Below are 21073 nucleotides of genomic sequence, written 5' to 3' on the forward strand. Positions count from 1 at the left end.
TTTGCAGCAAGGTCTTGCAGTCAACCTCCGGCGCCTGCTTGACTCCTGGCCACCGTCCAGGGATCAAGGAGGCGCCGCCGTGCTGTCCGAGAACGTGCCGCCCGAGAACGTGCCGTCCGGAGCCGCGCAGCCCGAGTTCGACCTGCTCGTCGTCGGCGGCGCCGGCGTGGACACCATCGTCCGGGTCGAGCGGCTGGAGATCCCGCCCGGCGACTCGCAGCTCGTCGAACCGGTGCGGGACTACGTCGGCCACACCGGCAACGGCGTCGCCCTCGGCGCCCACCACCTCGGCCTGCGCACCGCGTTCATCGACTTCCTCGGCGACGACGCCCAGGGCGACCTGATCCGCGCCCACTACGCGCGCCACGGCCTGCACTTCGCGCACCTGGTGAGCCCGCACGGCACCCCGCGCGGGGTCAACCTGGTGGACGCGGCCGGCCGCCGGTTCTCCTTCTTCGACGCCCGCCACCCCGCCGACCTGCGGCTGCCGCGCGACCTCTACCTGCCGTACGCCGAGCGCAGCCGGCACGTCCACCTGTCCATCACCGGCGTCAACCGGGACATGTACGGCGACCTCCACCGCCTCGGCCGCACCACCTCCACCGACCTGCACGACTGGGACGGCGTCGACCCGTACCGCCGTGCGTACGCGCTCGGCTCCGACCTGGTCTTCCTCTCCGCGGCCGGCTGCCCCGGCCGGCACGAGGAGGTGATGCGCGCGATCCTCGCCGAGGGGCGCGCGCGGGTGGTCGTCGCCACCGCCGGTGCCGGGGGCTGCCACCTGCTCACCCGGGACGACCCCGCGCCCCGCCACCTGCCGGCCGTCGACCCGGGCCGCCCGGTGGTGGACAGCAACGGCGCCGGGGACGCCTTCGTGTCGGGCTTCCTGTACGCCTGGTTCCAGGGCCGTTCGCCGCTGGACTGCGCCCGGGCCGGTACGGTGGCCGGGGCCTTCGCCTGCACCGCCGCCGGGACGCACACCGCCTTCGTCGGAGCCGCCGAACTGGATGCGGTGCTCGCCGGCCCGTGACGCCGGGGGGTGCGGCCGGGTGGCGGGTTTCTCATCGAGCTCCAAGGAGCCGGTCACGCCCCTACCAGGCTGAGGCGGCATAGTCGTTGACCGAACGCCGCCCCCGATCGCCCCGGCAGGAGAAACAGGCATGGGCAAGCACAGTCGCCAGAGGTCGCGCCGCCGCAGACTCCTGGCCCCGTCCCTGTTCACCGTGCTGTCCGCGGTGGCGGTCGCCGCCCTGCTGAGCGGGACGCACGGGCTGGACCTGTCGGACGCGACGGCCGCCGGGAAGGCGGCCCGCAGCACCCGTGCCGCCACCGTGCCCGCCCCGGCCACCGATCCGGCGGCGGCCACCCAGGTCGCGGCCCCCGCGTCCTCCACGCCCGCGCCCGCGACCCCGACCGCCGCCCCGCCGCCGGTCGACCCCTCCACCGCGGCCGCCACCTCCGCCGCTCCCGCCGCCTCCGACGTCGCCCTCGGCACCACCGGCCCGGCCCCGGCCGGCGACCGTGAAGCCGGGACCGTCGGCGCGCTGTTCGGCGGCGCGTTGGCGGCCGGCAATCACTTCTGCACCGCCAGCGTGCTGCACAGCGCCACCGCCAACCTGCTGCTGACCGCCGCGCACTGCCTCAGCAGCACCGACGGCGTCACCTTCGCCCCCGGCTACCGCGACGGCTCCGCCCCGTACGGCACCTGGCAGGTGACCGCGATCCACACCACCGCCGGCTGGGCCCAGAAGGGCGACGTGGACGAGGACTTCGCGATCCTGGAGACGGCCCCCAGCAACGGCCGCAACGTCGAGGACGTGGTCGGCGGCAACCGGCTGGGCGCCGACGAGCCGTTCGACGCCACCGTCCGGCTCTACGGCTACCCCGCCGACTCCGAGACGCCCCTGCTGTGCACCAACGCCACCGGGCAGCAGAGCGCCTACCAGCGGGTGGTGCACTGCCCGGCCTATCCGTCCGGCACCAGCGGCGGCCCCTGGATCAACACCGCCACCGGTGACGTGATCGGCGCGATCGGCGGCTACCAGCAGGGCGGCGACACCGACGACGTCTCCTACAGCGCCTACTTCGACCACACCATCGCGGACCTGTACGCCCGGGCGGAGGCGGCCGCCTCCTGAGCCCGTCGGGCCCGGTTCCGCGCCGGGCCCGGTCCGGCCCGGCCCGGCCCGGCCTGGAACACGACAAAGGCCCAGATCGTGGATCAACTCCACTGATCTGGGCCCTGGTTACACTCTCGCAATCACTGCGTGAGTGCCCCCGGTAGGATTCGAACCTACGCACCCGCCTCCGGAGGGCGGTGCTCTATCCCCTGAGCTACGGGGGCCTGTTGGCCTGTCGGTCGCTCGCGCTTCCGACGTGGAGAACACTACCAGGCTTCGGACGCGGCCCGTGCACGGGTTTCCCCGAAGATCGTCGCGGCGGCCCCGGCGGGCGGGGGAGCGGAAGTGCCCAAAGGCCGGACGGGGCGGCGGGGCCGCCGATACCCTCGGTGAGGTGTCGGGAGTGTCCGGGCGGGTCCTCGTGGTGGACGACAGCGAGGTGATCCGCCAGCTGATCAGGGTCAACCTGGAGCTCGAAGGCTTCGAGGTGGTGACCGCCGCCGACGGCGCCGAGTGCCTGGAGGTCATCCGCCGGGTGCAGCCGGACGTGGTGACGCTGGACGTGGTGATGCCGCGGCTGGACGGCCTGCGGACGGCGGCCCGGCTGCGCGCCACCCCGGACACCAGCCGGCTGCCGATCGCGATCGTGAGCGCCTGCACCCCGGCGGACCTCGACCTGGGGGAGACGGTCGGGGTGGACGGCTACCTCGGCAAGCCCTTCGATCCGGCCGACCTGGTGGCCCTGGTGCGACGCCTGATGCGGCTCACCGGGCACCCCGGCGGGCCGCTCGGCGAGCAGGGCGGCGCAGAGGACGGCGAGCAGGCCGGCGACAGGGCCGGTGAAGCCGCCGCCGCAGTTCGCCCTGAGCGAACAGAGCGCACCGAGCGCGGCTGAGACCCCGTAACGACGGCACTCCGGCGTCTCAACCGGTAAACCGAGTGGCGGGCGGGCACCCCGTCTCGCCTACGCTTGGCGTCGTGACCCCCGCAGACCTTTCCCAGGCAATCCAGGCCGCAGTGAGCTCCGCCGTCGAGGCGGGCGAGCTGGCCGTCGCCGTGCCCGAGCACGTGACGGTCGACCGGCCCAAGAACCGGGACCACGGCGACTACGCGACGAACGTGGCCCTCCAGCTCGCCAAGGCGGCCGGCAAGCCGCCGCGAGCCATTGCCGAGCTGCTGGTCGAGCGACTGCGAGGGATCACCGGCGTCGCCAAGGTCGACATCGCCGGTCCGGGCTTCCTGAACATCACCCTGGACACCGCCACCGCCGGTGCGCTGGCGCGCACCATCGTCGAGGCGGGCGAGGCCTACGGCCGCAACGACGCCCTCGGCGGCCTGAAGATCAACCTGGAGTTCGTCTCCGCCAACCCGACCGGCCCGATCCACATCGGCGGCGTCCGCTGGGCCGCCGTCGGCGACTCGCTGGCGCGCGTGCTGCGGGCCTCCGGCGCCGACGTCACCACCGAGTACTACCTCAACGACGCCGGTGTGCAGATCACCAAGTTCGCCGCCTCGCTGCAGGCCGCCGCGAACGGCCGCGAGGTGCCCGAGGGCGGGTACGTCGGCGAGTACATCGTCGACATCGCCAAGGCGCTCACCGACGCGGTCCCGGGCGTGCTCGACCTGCCCGAGGACGAGCAGCTGCAGGTCTTCCGCACCGAGGGCCTCAAGCTCATGGTGTCCGAGATCCAGCGCTCGATGGACGAGTTCGGCACCCACTTCGACGTGTGGTTCTCGGAGAAGACGCTGCACGACTCCGGCGCGGTCGAGAAGGCCATCGACCGGCTGCGCGAGCAGGGCCACGTCTTCGAGCAGGACGGCGCGGTCTTCCTGCGCACCACCGACTTCGGTGACGACAAGGACCGCGTCCTGATCAAGGCCGACGGCGACAAGACCTACTTCGCCGCCGACGCCGCGTACTACCTGTCCAAGCGGGACCGCGGCGCCGAGGTCGCGCTCTACATGCTGGGCGCCGACCACCACGGGTACGTCAACCGCCTCAAGGCCATCTCGGCCTGCGCGGGCGACGACATGAACCGCAACATCGAGGTGAAGATCGGCCAGTTCGTGAAGATGCTTCGCGACGGCGAAGAGGTCCGCATGTCCAAGCGGGCCGGCAACATCATCACGATCGACGACGTGGTCGAGTGGATCGGCGTGGACGCCGCCCGCTACACCCTGGCGCGCTCCTCCACGGACTCGACGATCACGCTGGACATCAACCTGCTGACCAGCCAGACCAACGAGAACCCGGTCTTCTACGTCCAGTACGCGCACACCCGGATGTGCGGCGTGGCGCGCAAGGCCGCCGAGCTGGGCGTGGACAAGGGCACGGTCGAGCAGTTCAAGCCCGAGCTGCTCGCCACCGAGTGGGAGTCCGACGTGCTCGGCCACCTCGCGGAGTTCCCGCGGGTGCTGGCCACGGCCGGCGAGCTGCGCGAGCCGCACCGGGTCGCCGTGTACCTGGAGAAGCTCGCGGGCAAATACCACCGCCTGTACGAGAACTGCATGTTCCTGCCCAAGGGCGACGAGGAGCTCAACGACACGCACCGCGCCCGCCTCTGGCTGGTCGAGGCGACGCGCACCGTGCTCGCCAACGGCCTCACGCTCCTGGGCGTGACGGCGCCCGAGCGGATGTAGGCACCACCCCCAAGCGCACAGCGGGGGCGGCTGACGGTCAACGGGGACCGTCGCCGCCCCTCGCCATAGGTCTCGAAGGATCTACGAAGATGAGCCGCTCCGCACACCCGGCAGGCCCCCGCCACGGCGACGTCCTGCCCGAGGGCCACTACCAGGCCCCGCCCGCCGACCTGAACGCGCTCGACCCCAAGGTCTGGTCGCGCACCGTCGCCCGCGACGCCGAGGGCGTGGCCACCGTCGGCGGCGTCGACGTCAAGCGGCTGGCGGCCGAGTTCGGCACCCCCGCCTACGTGCTGGACGAGGAGGACTTCCGCTCCCGGGCGCGCGCCTGGCGGGACGCCTTCGGCACCGAGGCGGACGTCTACTACGCCGGCAAGGCGTTCCTCTCCAAGGCCGTCGTGCGCTGGCTGCACGAGGAGGGCCTCAACCTCGACGTGTGCAGCGCGGGCGAGCTGGCGGTCGCGCTGGCCGCCGGGATGCCGCCGCGGCGGATCGCGCTGCACGGCAACAACAAGTCGGCGGACGAGCTCGAACACGCGGTGAGGACCGGCGTCGGGCACATCGTGGTCGACTCCTACGACGAGATCGAGCGCCTGGCCGCGATCGCCGCCCGCCGGGGCGTGCGCCAGCAGGTGCTGATCCGGATCACCGTCGGCGTCGAGGCGCACACCCACGAGTTCATCGCCACCGCGCACGAGGACCAGAAGTTCGGCCTGTCCCTCACCGGGGGCGCGGCCGCCGAGGCGGTGCGCCGGGTGCTCGGCCACGACAGCCTGGAACTGCGCGGCATCCACTCGCACATCGGCTCGCAGATCTTCGACATGGCCGGCTTCGAGGTGGCCGCCCGCCGGGTGGTCGGCCTGCTGGCCGGGATCCGCGACGAGCACGGCGTCGAGCTGCCCGAGATCGACCTCGGCGGCGGCCTCGGCATCGCGTACACCAGCGAGGACGACCCGCGCGAGCCGGCCGAGATCGCGGCCGCGCTGGCCGACATCGTCCGCCGCGAGTGCGCCGCCGCGAACCTGGACACCCCCCGGCTGAGCGTGGAGCCGGGCCGGGCGATCGTGGGCCCGACGGCGTTCACGCTGTACGAGGTCGGCACCGTCAAGCCGCTGGAGGGCCTGCGCACCTACGTCAGCGTGGACGGCGGGATGTCCGACAACATCCGCACCGCGCTGTACGACGCCGAGTACTCGGTGGCCCTGGTGTCGCGCACCAGCGACGCCGAGCCGATGCTGGTGCGGGTGGTCGGCAAGCACTGCGAGTCCGGCGACATCGTCGTCCGGGACGCCTTCCTGCCGGCCGACCTGGCCGCCGGCGACCTGATCGCGGTGCCCGCCACCGGCGCCTACTGCCGTTCGATGGCGAGCAATTACAACCACGCCCTCAAGCCCCCCGTGCTCGCCGTCAAGGACGGTGCGGCGCGGGTGATCGTCCGGCGCGAGACGGAGGAGGATCTCCTGCGTCTGGATATCGGATGACGAAATCCTTGTCTCAGATCATGGAACGACCGTAGATCCGTACGGAAAGTCCCGGAGACTGGTACGGACCGAAGTTCCCGGCGGTCCAGGAAAACCCGCCGGAAATTACCGAAGCTGATGAATGCAGAGCGGAGTCGGATGATGCGTACGCGCCCGCTGAAGGTGGCGTTGCTGGGTTGTGGTGTGGTGGGCTCCGAGGTGGCGCGCATCATGACGACGACGGCCGACGACCTCGCCGCTCGCATCGGTGCTCCGGTCGAGCTGGCCGGGATCGCGGTCCGCCGCGCCGGGCGGACCCGCCCGGGCGTCCCCGAGCACCTGATCACCACCGACGCCGAGGCCCTGGTCAACCGGGGCGACATCGACGTGGTGGTCGAGGTGGTGGGCGGCATCGAGCCGTCCAAATCGCTGATCCTGTCCGCCTTCGGGCAGGGCGCCTCGGTGGTCAGCGCCAACAAGGCGCTGCTCGCCAAGGACGGCACCGAGCTGCACGCCGCGGCCGCCGGGGCCGGGGTGGACCTGTACTACGAGGCCGCGGTGGCGGGCGCGATCCCGCTGCTGCGTCCGCTGCGCGAGTCCCTCGCGGGCGACAAGGTCAACCGGGTGCTGGGCATCGTCAACGGCACCACCAACTTCATCCTCGACAAGATGGACACCACCGGCGCCGGTTACTCGGAGGCACTGGAGGAGGCCACCGCGCTGGGCTACGCCGAGGCGGACCCGACGGCCGACGTCGAGGGCTTCGACGCCGCCGCCAAGGCCGCGATCCTGGCCGGCATCGCCTTCCACACCAAGGTCACCGCGGCGGACGTCTACCGCGAGGGCATCACCGAGGTGACCGCGGCCGACATCGCCTCCGCCAAGGAGATGGGCTGCGTGGTCAAGCTGCTCGCGATCTGCGAGCGGGCCGCGGACGGCGAGTCCGTCACCGCGCGCGTCCACCCGGCGATGATCCCGCTGTCGCACCCGCTGGCCTCCGTCCGCGAGGCGTACAACGCGGTGTTCGTCGAGGCCGAGGCGGCCGGCCGGCTGATGTTCTACGGCCCGGGCGCGGGCGGTTCGCCGACCGCGTCCGCGGTGCTCGGCGACCTGGTCGCGGTCTGCCGCAACAAGCTGGCCGGCGCCACCGGTCCCGGTGACTCGGTGTACACCCGGCTGCCGGCCAAGCCGATGGACGAGGTCGTCACCCGCTACCACGTCAGCCTGGACGTGGACGACCGCGCGGGCGTGCTCGCGCAGGTCGCGTCCGTCTTCGCCGAGCACGGCGTCTCCATCGACACCGTGCGCCAGCAGGGCCGCGACGGCGACGCCTCGCTCGTCGTGGTCACCCACCGTGCCACCGACGCCGCGCTGTCGGCGACGGTCGACAAGCTCCGCGCGCTGGACAGCGTGCGGGACGTGGCCAGCATCATGAGGGTCGAAGGGGAATAAGGAACCAGCCATGAACGCCGTTGCCGAGAACGTCGTCCGAGGCGCGCACACCCACCAGTGGCGCGGCCTGATCGAGGAGTACCGGGACCGCCTGCCGGTCACCGCGGCCACCCCGGTGGTCACCCTGCTGGAGGGCGGCACGCCCCTGGTCCCCGCCCAGGTGCTCTCCGAGCGCACGGGCTGCGAGGTCTACCTCAAGGTCGAGGGCGCCAACCCGACCGGTTCCTTCAAGGACCGCGGGATGACGATGGCCATCTCCAAGGCCAAGGAGGAGGGCGCGCAGGCGGTCATCTGCGCGTCCACCGGCAACACCTCGGCCTCCGCCGCCGCGTACGCGGTGCGGGCCGGGATGGTCTCCGCGGTGCTCGTCCCGCAGGGCAAGATCGCCCTCGGGAAGATGGGCCAGGCGCTGGTGCACGGCGCCAGGATCCTGCAGGTCGACGGGAACTTCGACGACTGCCTCACCCTCGCGCGCGAACTGTCCGAGAAGTACCCGGTGGCGCTGGTCAACTCGGTCAACCCGGTGCGGATCGAGGGCCAGAAGACCGCGGCCTTCGAGATCGTCGACATGCTCGGCGACGCCCCGGACATCCACGTCCTGCCGGTCGGCAACGCGGGCAACATCACCGCGTACTGGAAGGGCTACCGCGAGTACGCCGCGGACGGCCTCGCCACCCGCACCCCGCGGATGTGGGGCTTCCAGGCCTCCGGCTCGGCCCCGATCGTGGACGGCGCGCCGGTGCTCAAGCCGCAGACCATCGCCACCGCGATCCGGATCGGCAACCCGGCCTCCTGGGACTTCGCGCTCGCCGCGCGGGACGAGTCCGGCGGCCTCATCGACAAGGTGACGGACCGTCAGATCCTGTCCGCCTACCGGCTGTTGGCCTCGCAGGAGGGCGTCTTCGTGGAGCCGGCCTCGGCCGCCTCGGTGGCCGGTCTGCTGGCCAAGGCGGAGGCCGGCCTGGTCGACCCGGGCCAGCGGATCGTCTGCACCGTGACCGGCAACGGCCTGAAGGACCCGGACTGGGCGGTGGCCGGCGCGCCGCAGCCGCAGATCGTCCCGATCGACCCGGAGGCGGCCGCCCGCAGCCTCGGACTGCTCGACCGGTAACGGGCGCCGGCACGTCGACGGGCCGACCCTTTCGGGGGTCGGCCCGTCGGAGTTCCCGACTGACACTTTTGTGTCAATTGGGCTGCGCATTGCGATCCGTTTCCACCGCTCCCTTTGACGGAGGGGGGTGTGCATTCCGGCCAGAACCGGCAACACACCAGATCGAAGGCCCACGGGGTGTACCGCTGGGGAACCTCTCTTCGATACTCTGGCCTCGGCCGTGTGGCACATGCCCCGGGCCCGGCGGGTCCGGGCCGCGCCGACCGTCGCGACCGCCCGCCCCCCGAGGGGCCGCGGTCCGTTCCCCGCCCTCGCACCGACGACGCGCTCCGCGCCGCCCGATTTCCCCAGGAGAGTCCACCGCATGGCCGGTCCTGCGTTCCGTGCCGCCGCCGTCCGGGTCAGGGTTCCCGCGACCAGCGCCAACCTCGGCCCGGGCTTCGACGCCTTCGGGCTCGCGCTGGGTCTGTACGACGACGTCGTCGTCCGGGTCGCCGACTCCGGCCTCTCCGTCGACATCGCCGGTGAGGGCTCCGACACGTTGCCGCGCGACGAGCGCCACCTGCTGGTCCGCTCGATGCGCGCCGCCTTCGACCGGCTCGGCGGCCAGCCGCGGGGCCTCGAAGTGGTCTGCGCCAACCGGATACCGCACGGCCGCGGCCTCGGCTCCTCCTCGGCCGCCATCTGCGCCGGCATCGTGGCCGCCCGCGCGGTGACCATCGGCGGCCCGTCCGCGCTGGACGACGACGCGCTGCTGGCCCTCGCCTCCGAGCTGGAGGGCCACCCGGACAACGTCGCGGCCTGCCTGCGCGGCAACTTCACCATCGCCTGGACCGACGAGGAGTCGGCCAAGGCGGTCGCGCTGGAGCCGTCCGAGCAGGTCGTCCCGGTGGTGTTCGTGCCGGCCGGCGAAGTGCTCACCGAGACCGCGCGCGGACTGCTGCCGAGGACCGTCCCGCTGGCCGACGCGGCCGTCAACGCCGGCCGCTCCGCACTGCTGGTGGAGGCGCTGACCAGGCGCCCCGAGCTGCTCCTCGCCGCCACCGAGGACCGGCTGCACCAGGACTACCGCGCCTCCGCGATGCCGGACAGCGCCGCCCTGGTCGGCGCGCTGCGCGCCGAGGGCGTCCCCGCGGTCATCTCCGGGGCCGGCCCGACCGTCCTGGCGCTGACCGACGAGGCGGGCGCCGACAAGGTGCTCTCCTTCGCCGGGCACCACGGCCACGGCGGCGACCCGGCGTTCGCCGCGCACCGGCTGGACGTCGACCGCACCGGGGCCGTCGTGCTCCCGCTGGACGTCTGAGCAGCCCGAACGGGCCGCTCGGGACCCGGCGCCGGCACCCTGCCGAGCCGGGTCCGGCGGACACGATTGGCAAGCGCAAGGCTGGGGAATGTCTGAGGGGGTCGGTAGTGTTAACCTCATTGCTGCACCAGGTGCCCTCCGGGGCTAGGTGCGCCGCGTCCCGATCCCAGCACTCCACGGCAGTGGAGTCCCGGCGATGCACGGGGCGACGATTCTCCGGGAGCCCACCGCAGCGCGTACGCAGCCTGCCTGCGCGACACGCGGCCGCATCCCGAAGCCGTGACGGCACCTGACTCCCACCCGCGGCCTCCCACCTTGAGGCCAGGACGGGCGGAGCGCGGGCCACCGTCACGCGACGGGGGCCCGGGATTCGCAGGGAGCGTGGGGGTTACGCCCTCAGGGGAGGTCGACACACGACCGGCCCACGCGCCACTCAGCACCACCGTGCTTCAAGCACCGCACCTCGTACGTAGCTCTCCCTCGACGGGCTCCCGCCATTCGAGGGATCACCGCCTCGGACCGACGCAGTCGAGCGTTGGTCAGGACAGCACAACCGGTCGCCGAGCCAGACAGGCCGACGTCCGCTCCAGGGAAGGACCCTTAGTGAGCGACTCCACCGATCTGATGGGCGCGCGCCCGGACGCCGAGGCGTCGGACGCAGCCGCCGCCCCCGCTGCCCCGGCCCGGCGCCGCCGCAGCGCCGCCGCGGGCCTGGACGGCATGGTCCTGGCCGAGCTGCAGAAGCTCGCCGCGGACCTTGGCATCACCGGTACCGGACGCATGCGCAAGAGCCAGCTGATCGAGACCATCAAGGAGAAGAGCGGCGGGGACCCGCTGCTCGCCGCCGGTGGCACCGCCCCGGCCGCCAAGCGCACCGCCGCCAAGGCGGACGCCGAGGCCCCGGCCGAGAAGCCGGCCCGCCGCACCAAGGCCGCCGCCAAGACGGCCGAGGCTCCGGCCGCCGCCGAGCCGCAGGCCCAGATCGAGATCCCGGTCCAGGCCGCCGCCGAGACCGCCGCGCCCGCCCGTACCGAGCGCACCCGCCGCCGGGCCACCTCGGCCGCCGGCGCGCCCACCGCCCCGGTCGCGGAGGCCCCGGCCGAGGCCGCCACCGTCGCGGTCGCCGAGCCGAAGCAGGCCGAGGCCCGCCCGGCCGAGACCCGCGGCTTCGAGGGCCGTGAGGACGGCCGCGAGAGCCGTCGCGACCGCCGTGAGCGGCGTGAGCGCCGCGAGGGCGGCGACCGCACCGAGCGCACCGAGCGCACCGAGCGCCAGGAGGCCGGCGAGGCCCAGGACGCCGACGGCCGCGAGTCGCGCCGCGACCGCCGCAACCGCCGCGAGCGCACCGACCGCACCGACCGCCAGTCCCAGCAGGGCGGCGGCCAGCAGCAGGGCGGCCAGGCCGAGCAGCAGGGCCGCCAGACCCAGCAGGTCCAGCAGCCGCAGGTCCAGCAGGGCGGCTACGACGACGACGAGTTCGGCGACGGCCGCCGTGGCCGGCGCGGGCGCTACCGCGACCGCCGTGGCCGTCGCGGCCGCGAGGGCTTCGAGGCCGGCCCCGCCGAGCCGCAGATCGGCGAGGACGACGTCCTGATCCCGGTCGCGGGCATCCTCGACATCCTCGACAACTACGCGTTCGTGCGCACCTCCGGCTACCTGCCGGGCCAGAACGACGTCTACGTCTCGCTCGCCCAGGTCCGCAAGAACGGCCTGCGCAAGGGCGACGCCATCACCGGCGCGGTGCGCCAGCCCAAGGACGGCGAGCGCCGCGAGAAGTTCAACGCCATGGTGCGGCTGGACTCCGTCAACGGCATGGACCCGGAGAGCGGCCGCGGCCGCCCCGAGTTCAACAAGCTCACCCCGCTCTACCCGCAGGAGCGGCTGCGCCTGGAGACCGACCCGGGCGTGCTGACCACCCGGATCATCGACCTGGTGTCGCCGATCGGCAAGGGCCAGCGCGGTCTGATCGTCGCGCCGCCGAAGACCGGCAAGACCATGGTGCTCCAGGCGGTCGCCAACGCGATCACCCACAACAACCCCGAGTGCCACCTGATGGTCGTCCTGGTCGACGAGCGTCCGGAAGAGGTCACCGACATGCAGCGGTCGGTGAAGGGCGAGGTCATCTCCTCGACCTTCGACCGCCCGGCCGAGGACCACACCACCGTCGCCGAGCTGGCCATCGAGCGCGCCAAGCGCCTGGTCGAGCTGGGCCACGACGTGGTCATCCTGCTGGACTCGATCACCCGTCTCGGCCGCGCCTACAACCTGGCCGCGCCGGCCTCCGGCCGCATCCTGTCCGGTGGTGTCGACTCGACCGCGCTGTACCCGCCGAAGAAGTTCTTCGGTGCCGCGCGCAACATCGAGAACGGCGGCTCGCTGACCATCCTGGCCACCGCGCTGGTCGAGACCGGCTCGCGCATGGACGAGGTGATCTTCGAGGAGTTCAAGGGCACCGGCAACATGGAGCTCAAGCTCGACCGGAAGCTCTCGGACAAGCGCATCTTCCCGGCCGTCGACGTGGACGCCTCCAGCACCCGCAAGGAGGAGATCCTGCTCGGCAGCGAGGAGTTGGCCATCGTCTGGAAGCTGCGCCGGGTGCTGCACGCGCTCGACTCGCAGCAGGCGATCGAGCTGCTCCTGGACAAGATGAAGCAGACCAAGAGCAACGCCGAGTTCCTGATGCAGATCGCCAAGACCACCCCCGGCTCCAACGACTGACCGTAGCCGGACGGTTGTCCGAGCACGGAACCCCGGATCGCGCGAGCGGTCCGGGGTTCCGTGCGTCCGGCCCGGTTTGTTCCAGAGTCGGGACAACTTGAGGGCGTTTGGATCATGTTGTCCGATTTACTCTGGACCGTATGGCCGAACACAAGAGGGTTCCAGGGCGCCGCCGCAGAGTCCTGCGGACGGCCGCCTGCGCGTTCGTCGCGCTCGTCGTCCTCGGCGCCGGCGCGGCCCTCTTCGCCTGGTTCAGGCTCAACGGCAACATCAAGAGCGTCGACATCGACGCCCGGCTCGGCGACGCCCGGCCGCCGGCCGCCACCGACGGCTCCTTCAACATCCTGGTGCTCGGCTCCGACTCGCGCGGCGGGGACAACGGCTCGATCGCGGGCGGGGACACCGGCGACACCGCCCGCTCGGACACCGCGATGGTGGTGCACATCAACCAGGACCACTCCCGCGCCCAGGTCGTCTCGATCCCGCGCGACACCCTGGTCACCCGCCCCGACTGCGCCGACCCGAGCGGCCGGACCGTGCCCGGCGCCAAGCGCGCGATGTACAACAGCGCCTTCGAGAGCGGCGGAGCGGTCTGCGCCGTCAAGACCACCGAGCAGCTCACCGGGCTGCGGATGGACCACTACCTGCAGATCGACTTCGCCGGCTTCGCCAGGGTCGTGGACGCGATGGGCGGGGCCACCGTGACCACCGCGGTGGCCATCCACGACAAGGACAGCGGGCTCGACCTGCCGCCCGGCGAGCACCACCTGGACGGCCGGCAGGCACTGGCCTTCGTGCGCACCCGGCACGGCGTCGGCGACGGCAGCGACCTCGGCCGGATCGAGCTCCAGAAGCAGATGGTGAAGTCGCTGCTGCAGCAGGTCGGGGGGAACGGGATGCTCACCAACCCGGTCAAGCTGTGGTCGATCGGCGACACCGTGACCAGGAGCATCACCACCGACTCCGCGCTCGGCTCGGTGAACTCGCTGGTCGGGCTCGCCCAGGAGCTCAAGGGGATAGGCCCGGACCAGCTGAGCATGGTCACCCTGCCGGTGGAGACGGCCCCCGGCGACCCGAACCGGGTGGTCGAGCAGCAGCCGCAGGCCGGGCAGGTCTGGGGGGCGCTCAAGGCCGACCAGGCGTTCCCGTCGGCGGTCGTCTCCGCGCAGCCGGAGAACCCCGCCCAGGCGGCTCCCACGGCCACCCCCTCGGCGGCCCCCTCGGCGGCCGCGCGGGGCACCGGGAAGGCCACCCCGAAGGCCACCCCGAAGGCCGGAACGGCACACTGAGGGGCGCCCGGAATATCCCGGAACGCGACCCGGTTTGGGAAGATGCGGCCGGTCCTGGCAGACTGGTCCGTCGGTCCCGGTTCACGTGCGGCGCTCCAGCCGCCGACCCGGTGCCCTCCCGAAACCTAGGAGAACCCCTTGAAGCCCAACGTTCACCCCGAGTACGTGGTCACCCGTGTGACCTGCACCTGCGGTGCCGAGTTCACCACCCGCTCGACCGAGACCAGTGGCGAGATCCGCGCCGAGGTCTGCTCGCAGTGCCACCCGTTCTACACCGGCAAGCAGAAGATCCTCGACACCGGTGGCCGCGTGGCCCGCTTCGAGGCCCGCTTCGGCAAGCAGCACAGCGCGAAGGCCTAGCGCTCCCTCGGCGCCGGTTCCCGGTGCCCCCGTACTCGTTGTCGGGGGCGCTGGGGGCCGGCGCCGTTCGCGTCCCCCCGCGAGTTCCCCACCCCCCACACGTTTCCGAGTCCCCGGGAAGAAGGCCACCCCATGTTCGAGGCAGTCGAAGAGCTCCTCGTCGAGCACGCCGACCTCGAAACGAGGCTGGCCGACCCGTCCGTCCACGCCGACCAGAACAACGCCCGCAAGCTGGCCAAGCGGTACGCCGAGCTGACCCCGATCACCCGGGTCTACCGGCAGTGGCGGCAGGCCGGCGAGGACATCGAGGCCGCGCGTGAACTCGCCGCCGAGGACCCGGAGTTCCTCGCCGAGGTGAAGGACTCCGAGGCACGCCGGGACGAGCTCACCGAGGAGCTGCGGCTGCTGCTGGTGCCGCGCGACCCGAGCGACGACAAGGACGTCATCCTGGAGATCAAGGCGGGCGAGGGCGGCGAGGAGTCCGCGCTGTTCGCCGGCGACCTGCTCCGGATGTACCTGCGCTTCGCGGAGCGGGTCGGCTGGAAGACCGAGCTCATCGACTCCAACGAGTCCGACCTCGGCGGCTACAAGGACGTCTCGGTGGCCGTGAAGACCAAGGGCAGCACCGAGCCCGGCCAGGGCGTCTGGGCCCGGCTGAAGTACGAGGGCGGCGTGCACCGCGTGCAGCGCGTCCCCGCCACCGAGTCGCAGGGCCGCATCCACACCTCCGCGGCGGGCGTGCTGGTCACCCCCGAGGCGGAGGAGGTCGAGGTCGAGATCGTCGCCAACGACCTGCGGATCGACGTCTACCGCTCCTCCGGCCCCGGCGGCCAGTCGGTCAACACCACCGACTCCGCGGTCCGGATCACCCACCTGCCGACCGGTATCGTGGCGTCCTGCCAGAACGAGAAGAGCCAGCTCCAGAACAAGGAGCAGGCGATGCGCATCCTGCGTTCGCGGCTGCTGGCCGCCGCGCAGGAGGAGGCCGAGCGGGAGGCCTCGGACGCGCGCCGCAGCCAGGTCCGCACCGTGGACCGCTCCGAGCGGATCCGCACGTACAACTACCCCGAGAACCGCATCTCGGACCACCGCACCGGATTCAAGGCGTACAACCTGGACCAGGTCCTGGACGGCGACCTGAACGCGGTGATCCAGTCCTGCGTCGACAAGGACGCGGCGGCCAAGCTCGCCGCGGCCCAAGAGAACTGAGACCGGCGCGCCCCAGCCCGCGTTTCGCCCGGAGCCGGAGAAACAAGAGGTCGTACGGATGAACCTGCTGCTCGCCGAGGTGGCCCAGGCCACCCAGCGGTTGGCCGCGGCCGGCGTGCCGTCGCCGCGCTTCGACGCGGAGGAGCTCGCCGCCTACGTCCACAACGTCAAGCGCAGCCAGCTGCACACGGTGAAGGACGCCGACTTCGACGCCCGCTACTGGGAGGCCGTCTCCCGCCGCGAGGCGCGCGAGCCGCTCCAGCACATCACCGGGCGGGCGTTCTTCCGCTACCTCGAACTGGAGGTCGGCCCCGGGGTGTTCGTGCCCCGGCCGGAGACCGAGACGGTCGTCGAGTGGGCGATAGACGCGGTGCGCGACATGGACGTGGCCGAGCCGCTGGTGGTGGACCTGTGCTCCGGCTCCGGCGCGATCGCCCTCGCCCTCGCCCAGGAACTGCCGCGCTCGACCGTGCACGCCTTCGAACTGGACGAGGGCGCGCTGGAGTACACCCGGCGCAACATCGAGGCCAGCCCGGACCGCGCCCGGGTCACCCTGCACGCCGGTGACGCCACCAGGGCCTTCGAGGACGACCGCTCCTGGGACGGCCGCTTCGACCTGGTCATCTCCAACCCGCCGTACATCCCGCTCACCGAGTGGGAGTACGTCGCGCCGGAGGCCCGCGACCACGACCCGCAGATGTCGCTGTTCTCCGGCGAGGACGGCCTGGACACCATCCGCGGCATCGAGCGGGTCGCGGCCCGACTGCTGCGCCCGGGCGGCGCGGTGGTCATCGAGCACGCCGACCAGCAGGGCGGCCAGGTGCCGTGGATCTTCAACGAGGAACACGGCTGGACGGACACCGCCGACCACCGCGACCTGAACAACCGGCCGCGCTTCACGACCGCCCGGAGGGTCGGGTCGTGAAGAATCGGGCCCAGTACGACCGCCCGGAGGGTCGGGTCGTGAACAGTCGGGCGCAGTACGACCGCCCGGAGGGTCGGGTCGTGAACACCAAGTGCTGTACGACAGCGCGCAAGGCCGCGCTGTGACCACAGTGGCGGCCGTAGTGACTGCCATGAGCCACTCCGGAAGGGGACCGCACCGATGAGCCGCCGCTACGACTGTGCCGATGCCGGGGACCGCGCCACCGGTCTGCGCGAGGCCGCCTCGGCCGTCCGCCGCGGCGAACTCGTCGTGCTGCCCACCGACACCCTGTACGGGGTCGGTGCGGACGCCTTCTCCCCGGAGGCCGTCGCCGAGCTGATGGCCGCCCGGGGCCGTGGCCGCAACACGCCCTCGCCGGTGCTGGTCGGCTCGCCGACCACCCTGCACGGCCTGGTCACCGACTTCTCCGAGCAGGCCTGGGAGCTGGTCGACGCCTTCTGGCCCGGCGGGCTCACCCTGGTCGCCCGGCACCAGCCCTCGCTGCGCTGGGACCTCGGCGACACCCGCGGCACCGTCGCGGTCCGGATGCCGCTGCACCCGGTCGCCATCGAGCTGCTGAACGCCACCGGCCCGCTGGCCGTCTCCAGCGCCAACCGGATCGGCGGGACGCCCCCGCTGACCTGCGACGAGGCCCAGGCCCAGCTCGGCGACGCGATCTCGGTCTACCTGGACGGCGGGGCGGCCGAGGACTCCGCCACCTCGTCGATCGTCGACGTCACCGGCAAGGTCCCGGTCCTGCTGCGGGCCGGCGCGATCAGTGTCGAGCAGCTGAGGGAGGTCGTCCCCGACCTGGAGGCCGGCAGTTGACGCCCACCGCCTCGCTCCACGCCGGGCCGGGCATAGCGCCGTACCTGAGCGTGGGCCCCAGGCCGCTGGACCACTTCCGGATCCTGTTCGTCTGCACCGGGAACATCTGCCGCTCGCCGATCGCCGAGCGGCTGACCCGGCGTGAGCTGGACACCCGGCTGAGCCCCCGGGTGGCCGGGCGGATCCTGGTCGAGAGCGCCGGCACCTGGGGCCACGAGGGCGCGCCGATGGAGGACCACGCCGCGACCGTGCTCGACGAGTACGGCGCCGACAGCGGGGGCTTCACCGGCCGCGAGCTGCTGGACGAGCACGTGGTCGAGGCCGATCTGGTGCTCACCGCGACGCTGGACCACCGCGCCCAGGTGATCTCGATGGGTCACGAGGCGGGGCTGCGCACCTTCACGCTGAAGGAGTTCACCCGCCTGGTGCGGACGATAGACCCGGGCACCCTGCCGGATCCCCGGCGCGGCGCCGACGTCACCGAGCGGGCCCGCGCGCTGGTCCGGGCGGCCGCCGCGCTGCGCGGCTGGCTGCTGGCCGCCACGCCGGAGTCGGACGAGCTGGACGACCCGTACGGGGCGCCGATCGGCATGTTCCGCAACTGCGGCGAGGAGATATTCCACGCGGTCGACCCGGTGGTCACCGCGCTCACCGGCGTCCCCGCGCCGCGCTGACGTCCCCGCGCCGCGCCGACGGCCCGCGGGCGGGCGCCGAGGCGCTGAATGGGGCCGTCCGGCCGTGGTTCGGCGGGCCGGGCGCGGTCGGCGGTCCTACGCTGGGTGACACAGTCCCCGCAGCGCCCGGGAGCCCCGCCATGACCGTCACCGATGCCGCGACCGACCCCACCACGACGACCGGGCGCCCCTGGGTGTCCGAGGCGCTGCACCGGGCCGATCCCCAGCTGGCCGACCTGCTGGCCGCGGAGGCCGAGCGGCGCGCCGAAACGATCCAGCTGCTGGCGGGGGAGAACCTGACCACCCCCGCCGTCCTGGCGGCGCTCACCGGCCCGCTGATCGACAAGTACGCCGAGGGCTACCCGGGCCGCCGGCACCACACCGGCTGCGCGCTGGCGGACGCCGCCGAGCTGCTGGCGATCGACCGGGCCCGTGAGCTGTTCGCCGCCCCGCACGCCAACGTCCAGCCGCGGTCGGCGACTTCGGCGATGCTGGCGGCGTACGCGGCACTGCTGCGGCCCGGCGACGGAGTGCTGGCGATGTCGCTGGAGCACGGCGGCCACCTCAGCTGCGGCTCGCGCGCCAACTTCTCCGGGCGCTGGTTCGCCTTCACCGGCTACGGCGTGCGCGAGAGCGACGGGCTGATCGACCTCGACCAGGTCCGCGACCTGGCCCGGGAGCACCGCCCCAAGGCCATCGTGGCGGGCTCGATCTCGCACCCCCGGCACCCGGACTGGGCGGCGTTCCGGGAGATCGCCGACGAGGTGGACGCCTATCTGATCGCCTCCGCCGCGCAGACCACCGGGCTGATCGCGGCCGGGGTGGCGCCCTCCCCGGTGCCGTACGCGGACGTCACCGTGGCGGCCACCCACAAGCTCCTGCGCGGTCCGCGCGGCGGGCTGCTGCTGTGCACCGCGCAGCTGGCCGAGCGGATCGACCGGGCGGTGTTCCCGTTCAGCCAGGGCGGCGCGGCGATGAACGAGGTGGCCGGCAAGGCGGTGGCCCTCGCGGAGGCCTCCGGGCCCGCGTACCGGGCGTACGCGCAGCGGGCGGTGTCCGGGGCCCGGGCGCTCGCCGGCGGGCTCGCGGAGGCCGGGATGCGCCCGCTGACGGGCGGCACCGACACCCATCTGGTGACCGCCGACGTGAGCCCGCTCGGGGTGACCGGAGCGGAGGCCGAGCGGCGCTGCGCGGCGGCCGGGCTGCTGCTCGGCAAGTGCGCGCTGCCGTACGACCCGGCGCCGGCCGCCGAGGCCTCCGGCATCCGGCTGGGCACGGGCACGGTGACCAGCCAGGGGATGGGGGAGGCCGAGCTGACGGAGATCGCCGGGCTGATCGCCCGGGTGCTCGACGGGGGCGCGGTCGCCCCCGCCGCGGCGCGGGTCCGGGAGCTGGCGCTGGCCTTCGCCGACCGTGGCTGACGGAGGTTCTCCGCGGGTATCCGGATCTCCTACCCGGGAGGGCGAACCGCGATGCACGGTCCCGGCGTCCGACTCAATAAGGTGTGTGCCGTGGCGACGCACCTCGAACCCCGGGAAGGCAGGGGAGTACCTTCGGTACTTCCCCGTTCGACAGTGATGCAGGAGGCCAGTGGTGCGTGAGTATCTGCTGGTGCTGTTCTGCACCGCCGCCGTCACCTACCTGCTGACCGGCCCGGTCCGGAAGTTCGCCATAGCGGCCGGCGCCATGCCGCCGGTGCGCGCCCGCGACGTGCACCGCGAGCCCACGCCGCGGCTCGGCGGCATCGCGATGTTCGGCGGACTGTGCGCGGGCATCCTGGTCGCCTCCCAGCTCGACAACCTGAGCAAGGTGTTCTCGCAGGGCACGGACATCCGCGCGCTGCTGTCCGGCGCCGGGATCATGTTCCTGCTCGGGGTCCTCGACGACAAGTGGGGCGTGGACGCGCTGGTGAAGCTCGGCGGCCAGATGATCGCCGCCGGCGTGATGGTCTGGCAGGGCGTCACGGTGATCACCCTCCCGGTGCCCGGTGTCGGCCCGGTCGCGGTCAGTCCGACCCAGGGCATGGTCATCTCGGTCACCCTGGTCGTCGTCATGGTGAACGCGGTGAACTTCATCGACGGCCTGGACGGCCTGGCCGGCGGCATGGTCTGCATCGCCGCGATGGCCTTCTTCCTGTACAGCTACCGGCTCTGGTACGGCTACACGATCACCGACGCGGCCCCCGCCGTGCTGTTCAGCGTGCTGCTGATCGGCATGTGCCTGGGCTTCCTGGCGCACAACATGCACCCCGCGCGGATCTTCATGGGCGACTCCGGCTCGATGATGCTGGGCCTGATGCTGGCCGTCGCCGCGATCTCGATCACCGGCCGGGTCGACCCGGACCTGATCAGCAACGAGACCGGTTCGCAGACCGCCGCCGTGCACGCCCTGGTGCCGATCTACATCCCGCTGCTGCTGCCGCTGACGGTCATCGCGCTGCCGCTGGCCGACCTGCTGCTCGCGGTGGTGCGCCGCACCTGGGCCGGCCAGTCCCCGTTCGCCGCGGACAAGCGCCACCTCCACCACCGGCTGCTCCAGGTGGGTCACTCGCACAGCCGCGCCGTACTGATCATGTACTTCTGGGCCGCGCTGATCGCCTTCGGTTCGGTGGCCTTCTCGGTGACCAACACCGGCCGCACCGTCGTCCTGACGCTCGCCGGGCTCTGCCTGGTCGGCCTGGTGGTGCTGCTCACCCCGCGGTTCCGGCCGCGCGCCCCGCGGGCGGTGCAGTCCTTCGTCCCCCCGCGCTACCGGCGGCAGCAGAGCGGTCCGATGGCCGAACTGTCGGCGAAGGACAAGCAACTCCTGGGTGAAGCAGGCCGGGACTCCGGCGTGGGCTCCACCGCGGTCGGCCCCCACCACAAGGCCACCGGTCGCCACTGACAAGGGAGTTGAGGGTCCATCGGATGGCGTTCACTCGAATGGCGGATCCGTTGCGCCGTTGGTGTGACAGGTGCCACATATTCATGGTAAAGCTCTCATCA

17 protein-coding genes and 1 tRNA gene are annotated in these 21073 nt (G+C 72.6%); 17 read left to right on the plus strand and 1 reads right to left on the minus strand.

Annotation, left to right across the window (positions count from 1 at the left end):
• Nucleotides 1–79 precede the first annotated feature (79 nt).
• Nucleotides 80–1030 (plus strand): carbohydrate kinase family protein, encoded by a 951-nt coding sequence (locus ACFVHV_RS03955; protein ID WP_380348650.1) that lies wholly within the window; start codon nt 80–82, stop codon nt 1028–1030.
• A 130-nt stretch (nt 1031–1160) separates the two neighbouring features.
• On the plus strand, nt 1161–2138 hold the full coding sequence (locus ACFVHV_RS03960; protein WP_359899987.1) for a trypsin-like peptidase domain-containing protein: 978 nt from the start codon (nt 1161–1163) through the stop codon (nt 2136–2138).
• Between the two features lie 134 nt (nt 2139–2272).
• On the opposite strand, the gene ACFVHV_RS03965 is transcribed toward ACFVHV_RS03960, so the two are convergent.
• Nucleotides 2273–2344, minus strand: a tRNA-Arg gene (locus ACFVHV_RS03965).
• 179 nt (nt 2345–2523) lie between these two features.
• Between ACFVHV_RS03965 and ACFVHV_RS03970 the strand changes: the two genes are divergently transcribed.
• The 15 genes from ACFVHV_RS03970 to ACFVHV_RS04040 all read left to right on the plus strand — a co-directional run bounded on the left by ACFVHV_RS03970 (nt 2524) and on the right by ACFVHV_RS04040 (nt 20972).
• Nucleotides 2524–3015, plus strand: coding sequence for a response regulator (locus tag ACFVHV_RS03970; RefSeq protein ID WP_359900026.1), 492 nt, complete (start codon nt 2524–2526; stop codon nt 3013–3015).
• A gap of 83 nt (nt 3016–3098) precedes the next feature.
• Entirely contained in the window at nt 3099–4760 is a 1662-nt protein-coding gene (gene argS, locus ACFVHV_RS03975) for an arginine--tRNA ligase (protein WP_359899985.1), read from the plus strand.
• Nucleotides 4761–4849: 89 nt separating this feature from the next.
• Complete coding sequence (gene lysA, locus ACFVHV_RS03980; protein WP_359899983.1) at nt 4850–6241, plus strand: diaminopimelate decarboxylase; 1392 nt, start codon at nt 4850–4852, stop codon at nt 6239–6241.
• Between the two features lie 138 nt (nt 6242–6379).
• Entirely contained in the window at nt 6380–7672 is a 1293-nt protein-coding gene (locus ACFVHV_RS03985; RefSeq protein ID WP_359899981.1) for a homoserine dehydrogenase, read from the plus strand.
• 10 nt (nt 7673–7682) lie between these two features.
• The gene (gene thrC, locus ACFVHV_RS03990) at nt 7683–8783 is read left to right on the plus strand and encodes a threonine synthase (RefSeq protein WP_049655889.1); all 1101 of its coding nucleotides are present in this window, start codon (nt 7683–7685) and stop codon (nt 8781–8783) included.
• Nucleotides 8784–9147: 364 nt separating this feature from the next.
• On the plus strand, nt 9148–10086 hold the full coding sequence (gene thrB, locus ACFVHV_RS03995) for a homoserine kinase (RefSeq protein WP_359899979.1): 939 nt from the start codon (nt 9148–9150) through the stop codon (nt 10084–10086).
• Nucleotides 10087–10689: 603 nt separating this feature from the next.
• Nucleotides 10690–12804: a transcription termination factor Rho gene (gene rho / locus ACFVHV_RS04000; RefSeq protein ID WP_380348653.1), complete on the plus strand. Its 2115-nt coding sequence runs from the start codon at nt 10690–10692 to the stop codon at nt 12802–12804.
• Nucleotides 12805–12944: 140 nt separating this feature from the next.
• On the plus strand, nt 12945–14093 hold the full coding sequence (locus ACFVHV_RS04005) for an LCP family protein (RefSeq protein ID WP_380348655.1): 1149 nt from the start codon (nt 12945–12947) through the stop codon (nt 14091–14093).
• Nucleotides 14094–14231: 138 nt separating this feature from the next.
• Entirely contained in the window at nt 14232–14453 is a 222-nt protein-coding gene (rpmE, locus tag ACFVHV_RS04010; protein WP_030057539.1) for a 50S ribosomal protein L31, read from the plus strand.
• Between the two features lie 132 nt (nt 14454–14585).
• A complete protein-coding gene (gene prfA, locus ACFVHV_RS04015; RefSeq protein ID WP_359899973.1) occupies nt 14586–15662 on the plus strand; it encodes a peptide chain release factor 1 in 1077 nt (358 codons plus the stop codon).
• 58 nt (nt 15663–15720) lie between these two features.
• Nucleotides 15721–16587, plus strand: a complete 867-nt coding sequence (gene prmC, locus ACFVHV_RS04020; protein WP_359899971.1) for a peptide chain release factor N(5)-glutamine methyltransferase — start codon at nt 15721–15723, stop codon at nt 16585–16587.
• A gap of 180 nt (nt 16588–16767) precedes the next feature.
• Nucleotides 16768–17415 (plus strand): L-threonylcarbamoyladenylate synthase, encoded by a 648-nt coding sequence (locus ACFVHV_RS04025; RefSeq protein WP_359899969.1) that lies wholly within the window; start codon nt 16768–16770, stop codon nt 17413–17415.
• Between the two features lie 32 nt (nt 17416–17447).
• Entirely contained in the window at nt 17448–18089 is a 642-nt protein-coding gene (locus ACFVHV_RS04030) for a protein-tyrosine-phosphatase (RefSeq protein WP_355252781.1), read from the plus strand.
• Between the two features lie 140 nt (nt 18090–18229).
• Nucleotides 18230–19510 carry a serine hydroxymethyltransferase gene (gene glyA, locus ACFVHV_RS04035; protein ID WP_380348658.1) on the plus strand — a complete coding sequence of 427 codons (1281 nt, stop codon included), beginning with the start codon at nt 18230–18232 and terminating at the stop codon, nt 19508–19510.
• Nucleotides 19511–19682: 172 nt separating this feature from the next.
• Nucleotides 19683–20972, plus strand: coding sequence for an MraY family glycosyltransferase (locus tag ACFVHV_RS04040; protein WP_359899966.1), 1290 nt, complete (start codon nt 19683–19685; stop codon nt 20970–20972).
• The last annotated feature ends 101 nt before the right edge of the window (nt 20973–21073 follow it).

Source organism: Kitasatospora sp. NPDC127116, assembly GCF_042677365.1.
Taxonomy (GTDB): Bacteria; Actinomycetota; Actinomycetes; order Streptomycetales; family Streptomycetaceae; genus Kitasatospora; species Kitasatospora lactacystinica.

Excerpts from the sequence above, each read along its gene's own strand:
- ACFVHV_RS03960 (WP_359899987.1), top strand. The coding sequence starts at position 1,161 with ATGGGCAAGCACAGTCGCCAGAGGTCGCGCCGCCGCAGACTCCTGGCC.
- lysA (WP_359899983.1), top strand. The coding sequence starts at position 4,850 with ATGAGCCGCTCCGCACACCCGGCAGGCCCCCGCCACGGCGACGTCCTG.
- ACFVHV_RS03985 (WP_359899981.1), top strand. The coding sequence starts at position 6,380 with ATGATGCGTACGCGCCCGCTGAAGGTGGCGTTGCTGGGTTGTGGTGTG.
- thrC (WP_049655889.1), top strand. The coding sequence starts at position 7,683 with ATGAACGCCGTTGCCGAGAACGTCGTCCGAGGCGCGCACACCCACCAG.
- thrB (WP_359899979.1), top strand. The coding sequence starts at position 9,148 with ATGGCCGGTCCTGCGTTCCGTGCCGCCGCCGTCCGGGTCAGGGTTCCC.
- ACFVHV_RS04005 (WP_380348655.1), top strand. The coding sequence starts at position 12,945 with ATGGCCGAACACAAGAGGGTTCCAGGGCGCCGCCGCAGAGTCCTGCGG.
- prfA (WP_359899973.1), top strand. The coding sequence starts at position 14,586 with ATGTTCGAGGCAGTCGAAGAGCTCCTCGTCGAGCACGCCGACCTCGAA.
- prmC (WP_359899971.1), top strand. The coding sequence starts at position 15,721 with ATGAACCTGCTGCTCGCCGAGGTGGCCCAGGCCACCCAGCGGTTGGCC.
- ACFVHV_RS04025 (WP_359899969.1), top strand. The coding sequence starts at position 16,768 with ATGAGCCGCCGCTACGACTGTGCCGATGCCGGGGACCGCGCCACCGGT.
- glyA (WP_380348658.1), top strand. The coding sequence starts at position 18,230 with ATGACCGTCACCGATGCCGCGACCGACCCCACCACGACGACCGGGCGC.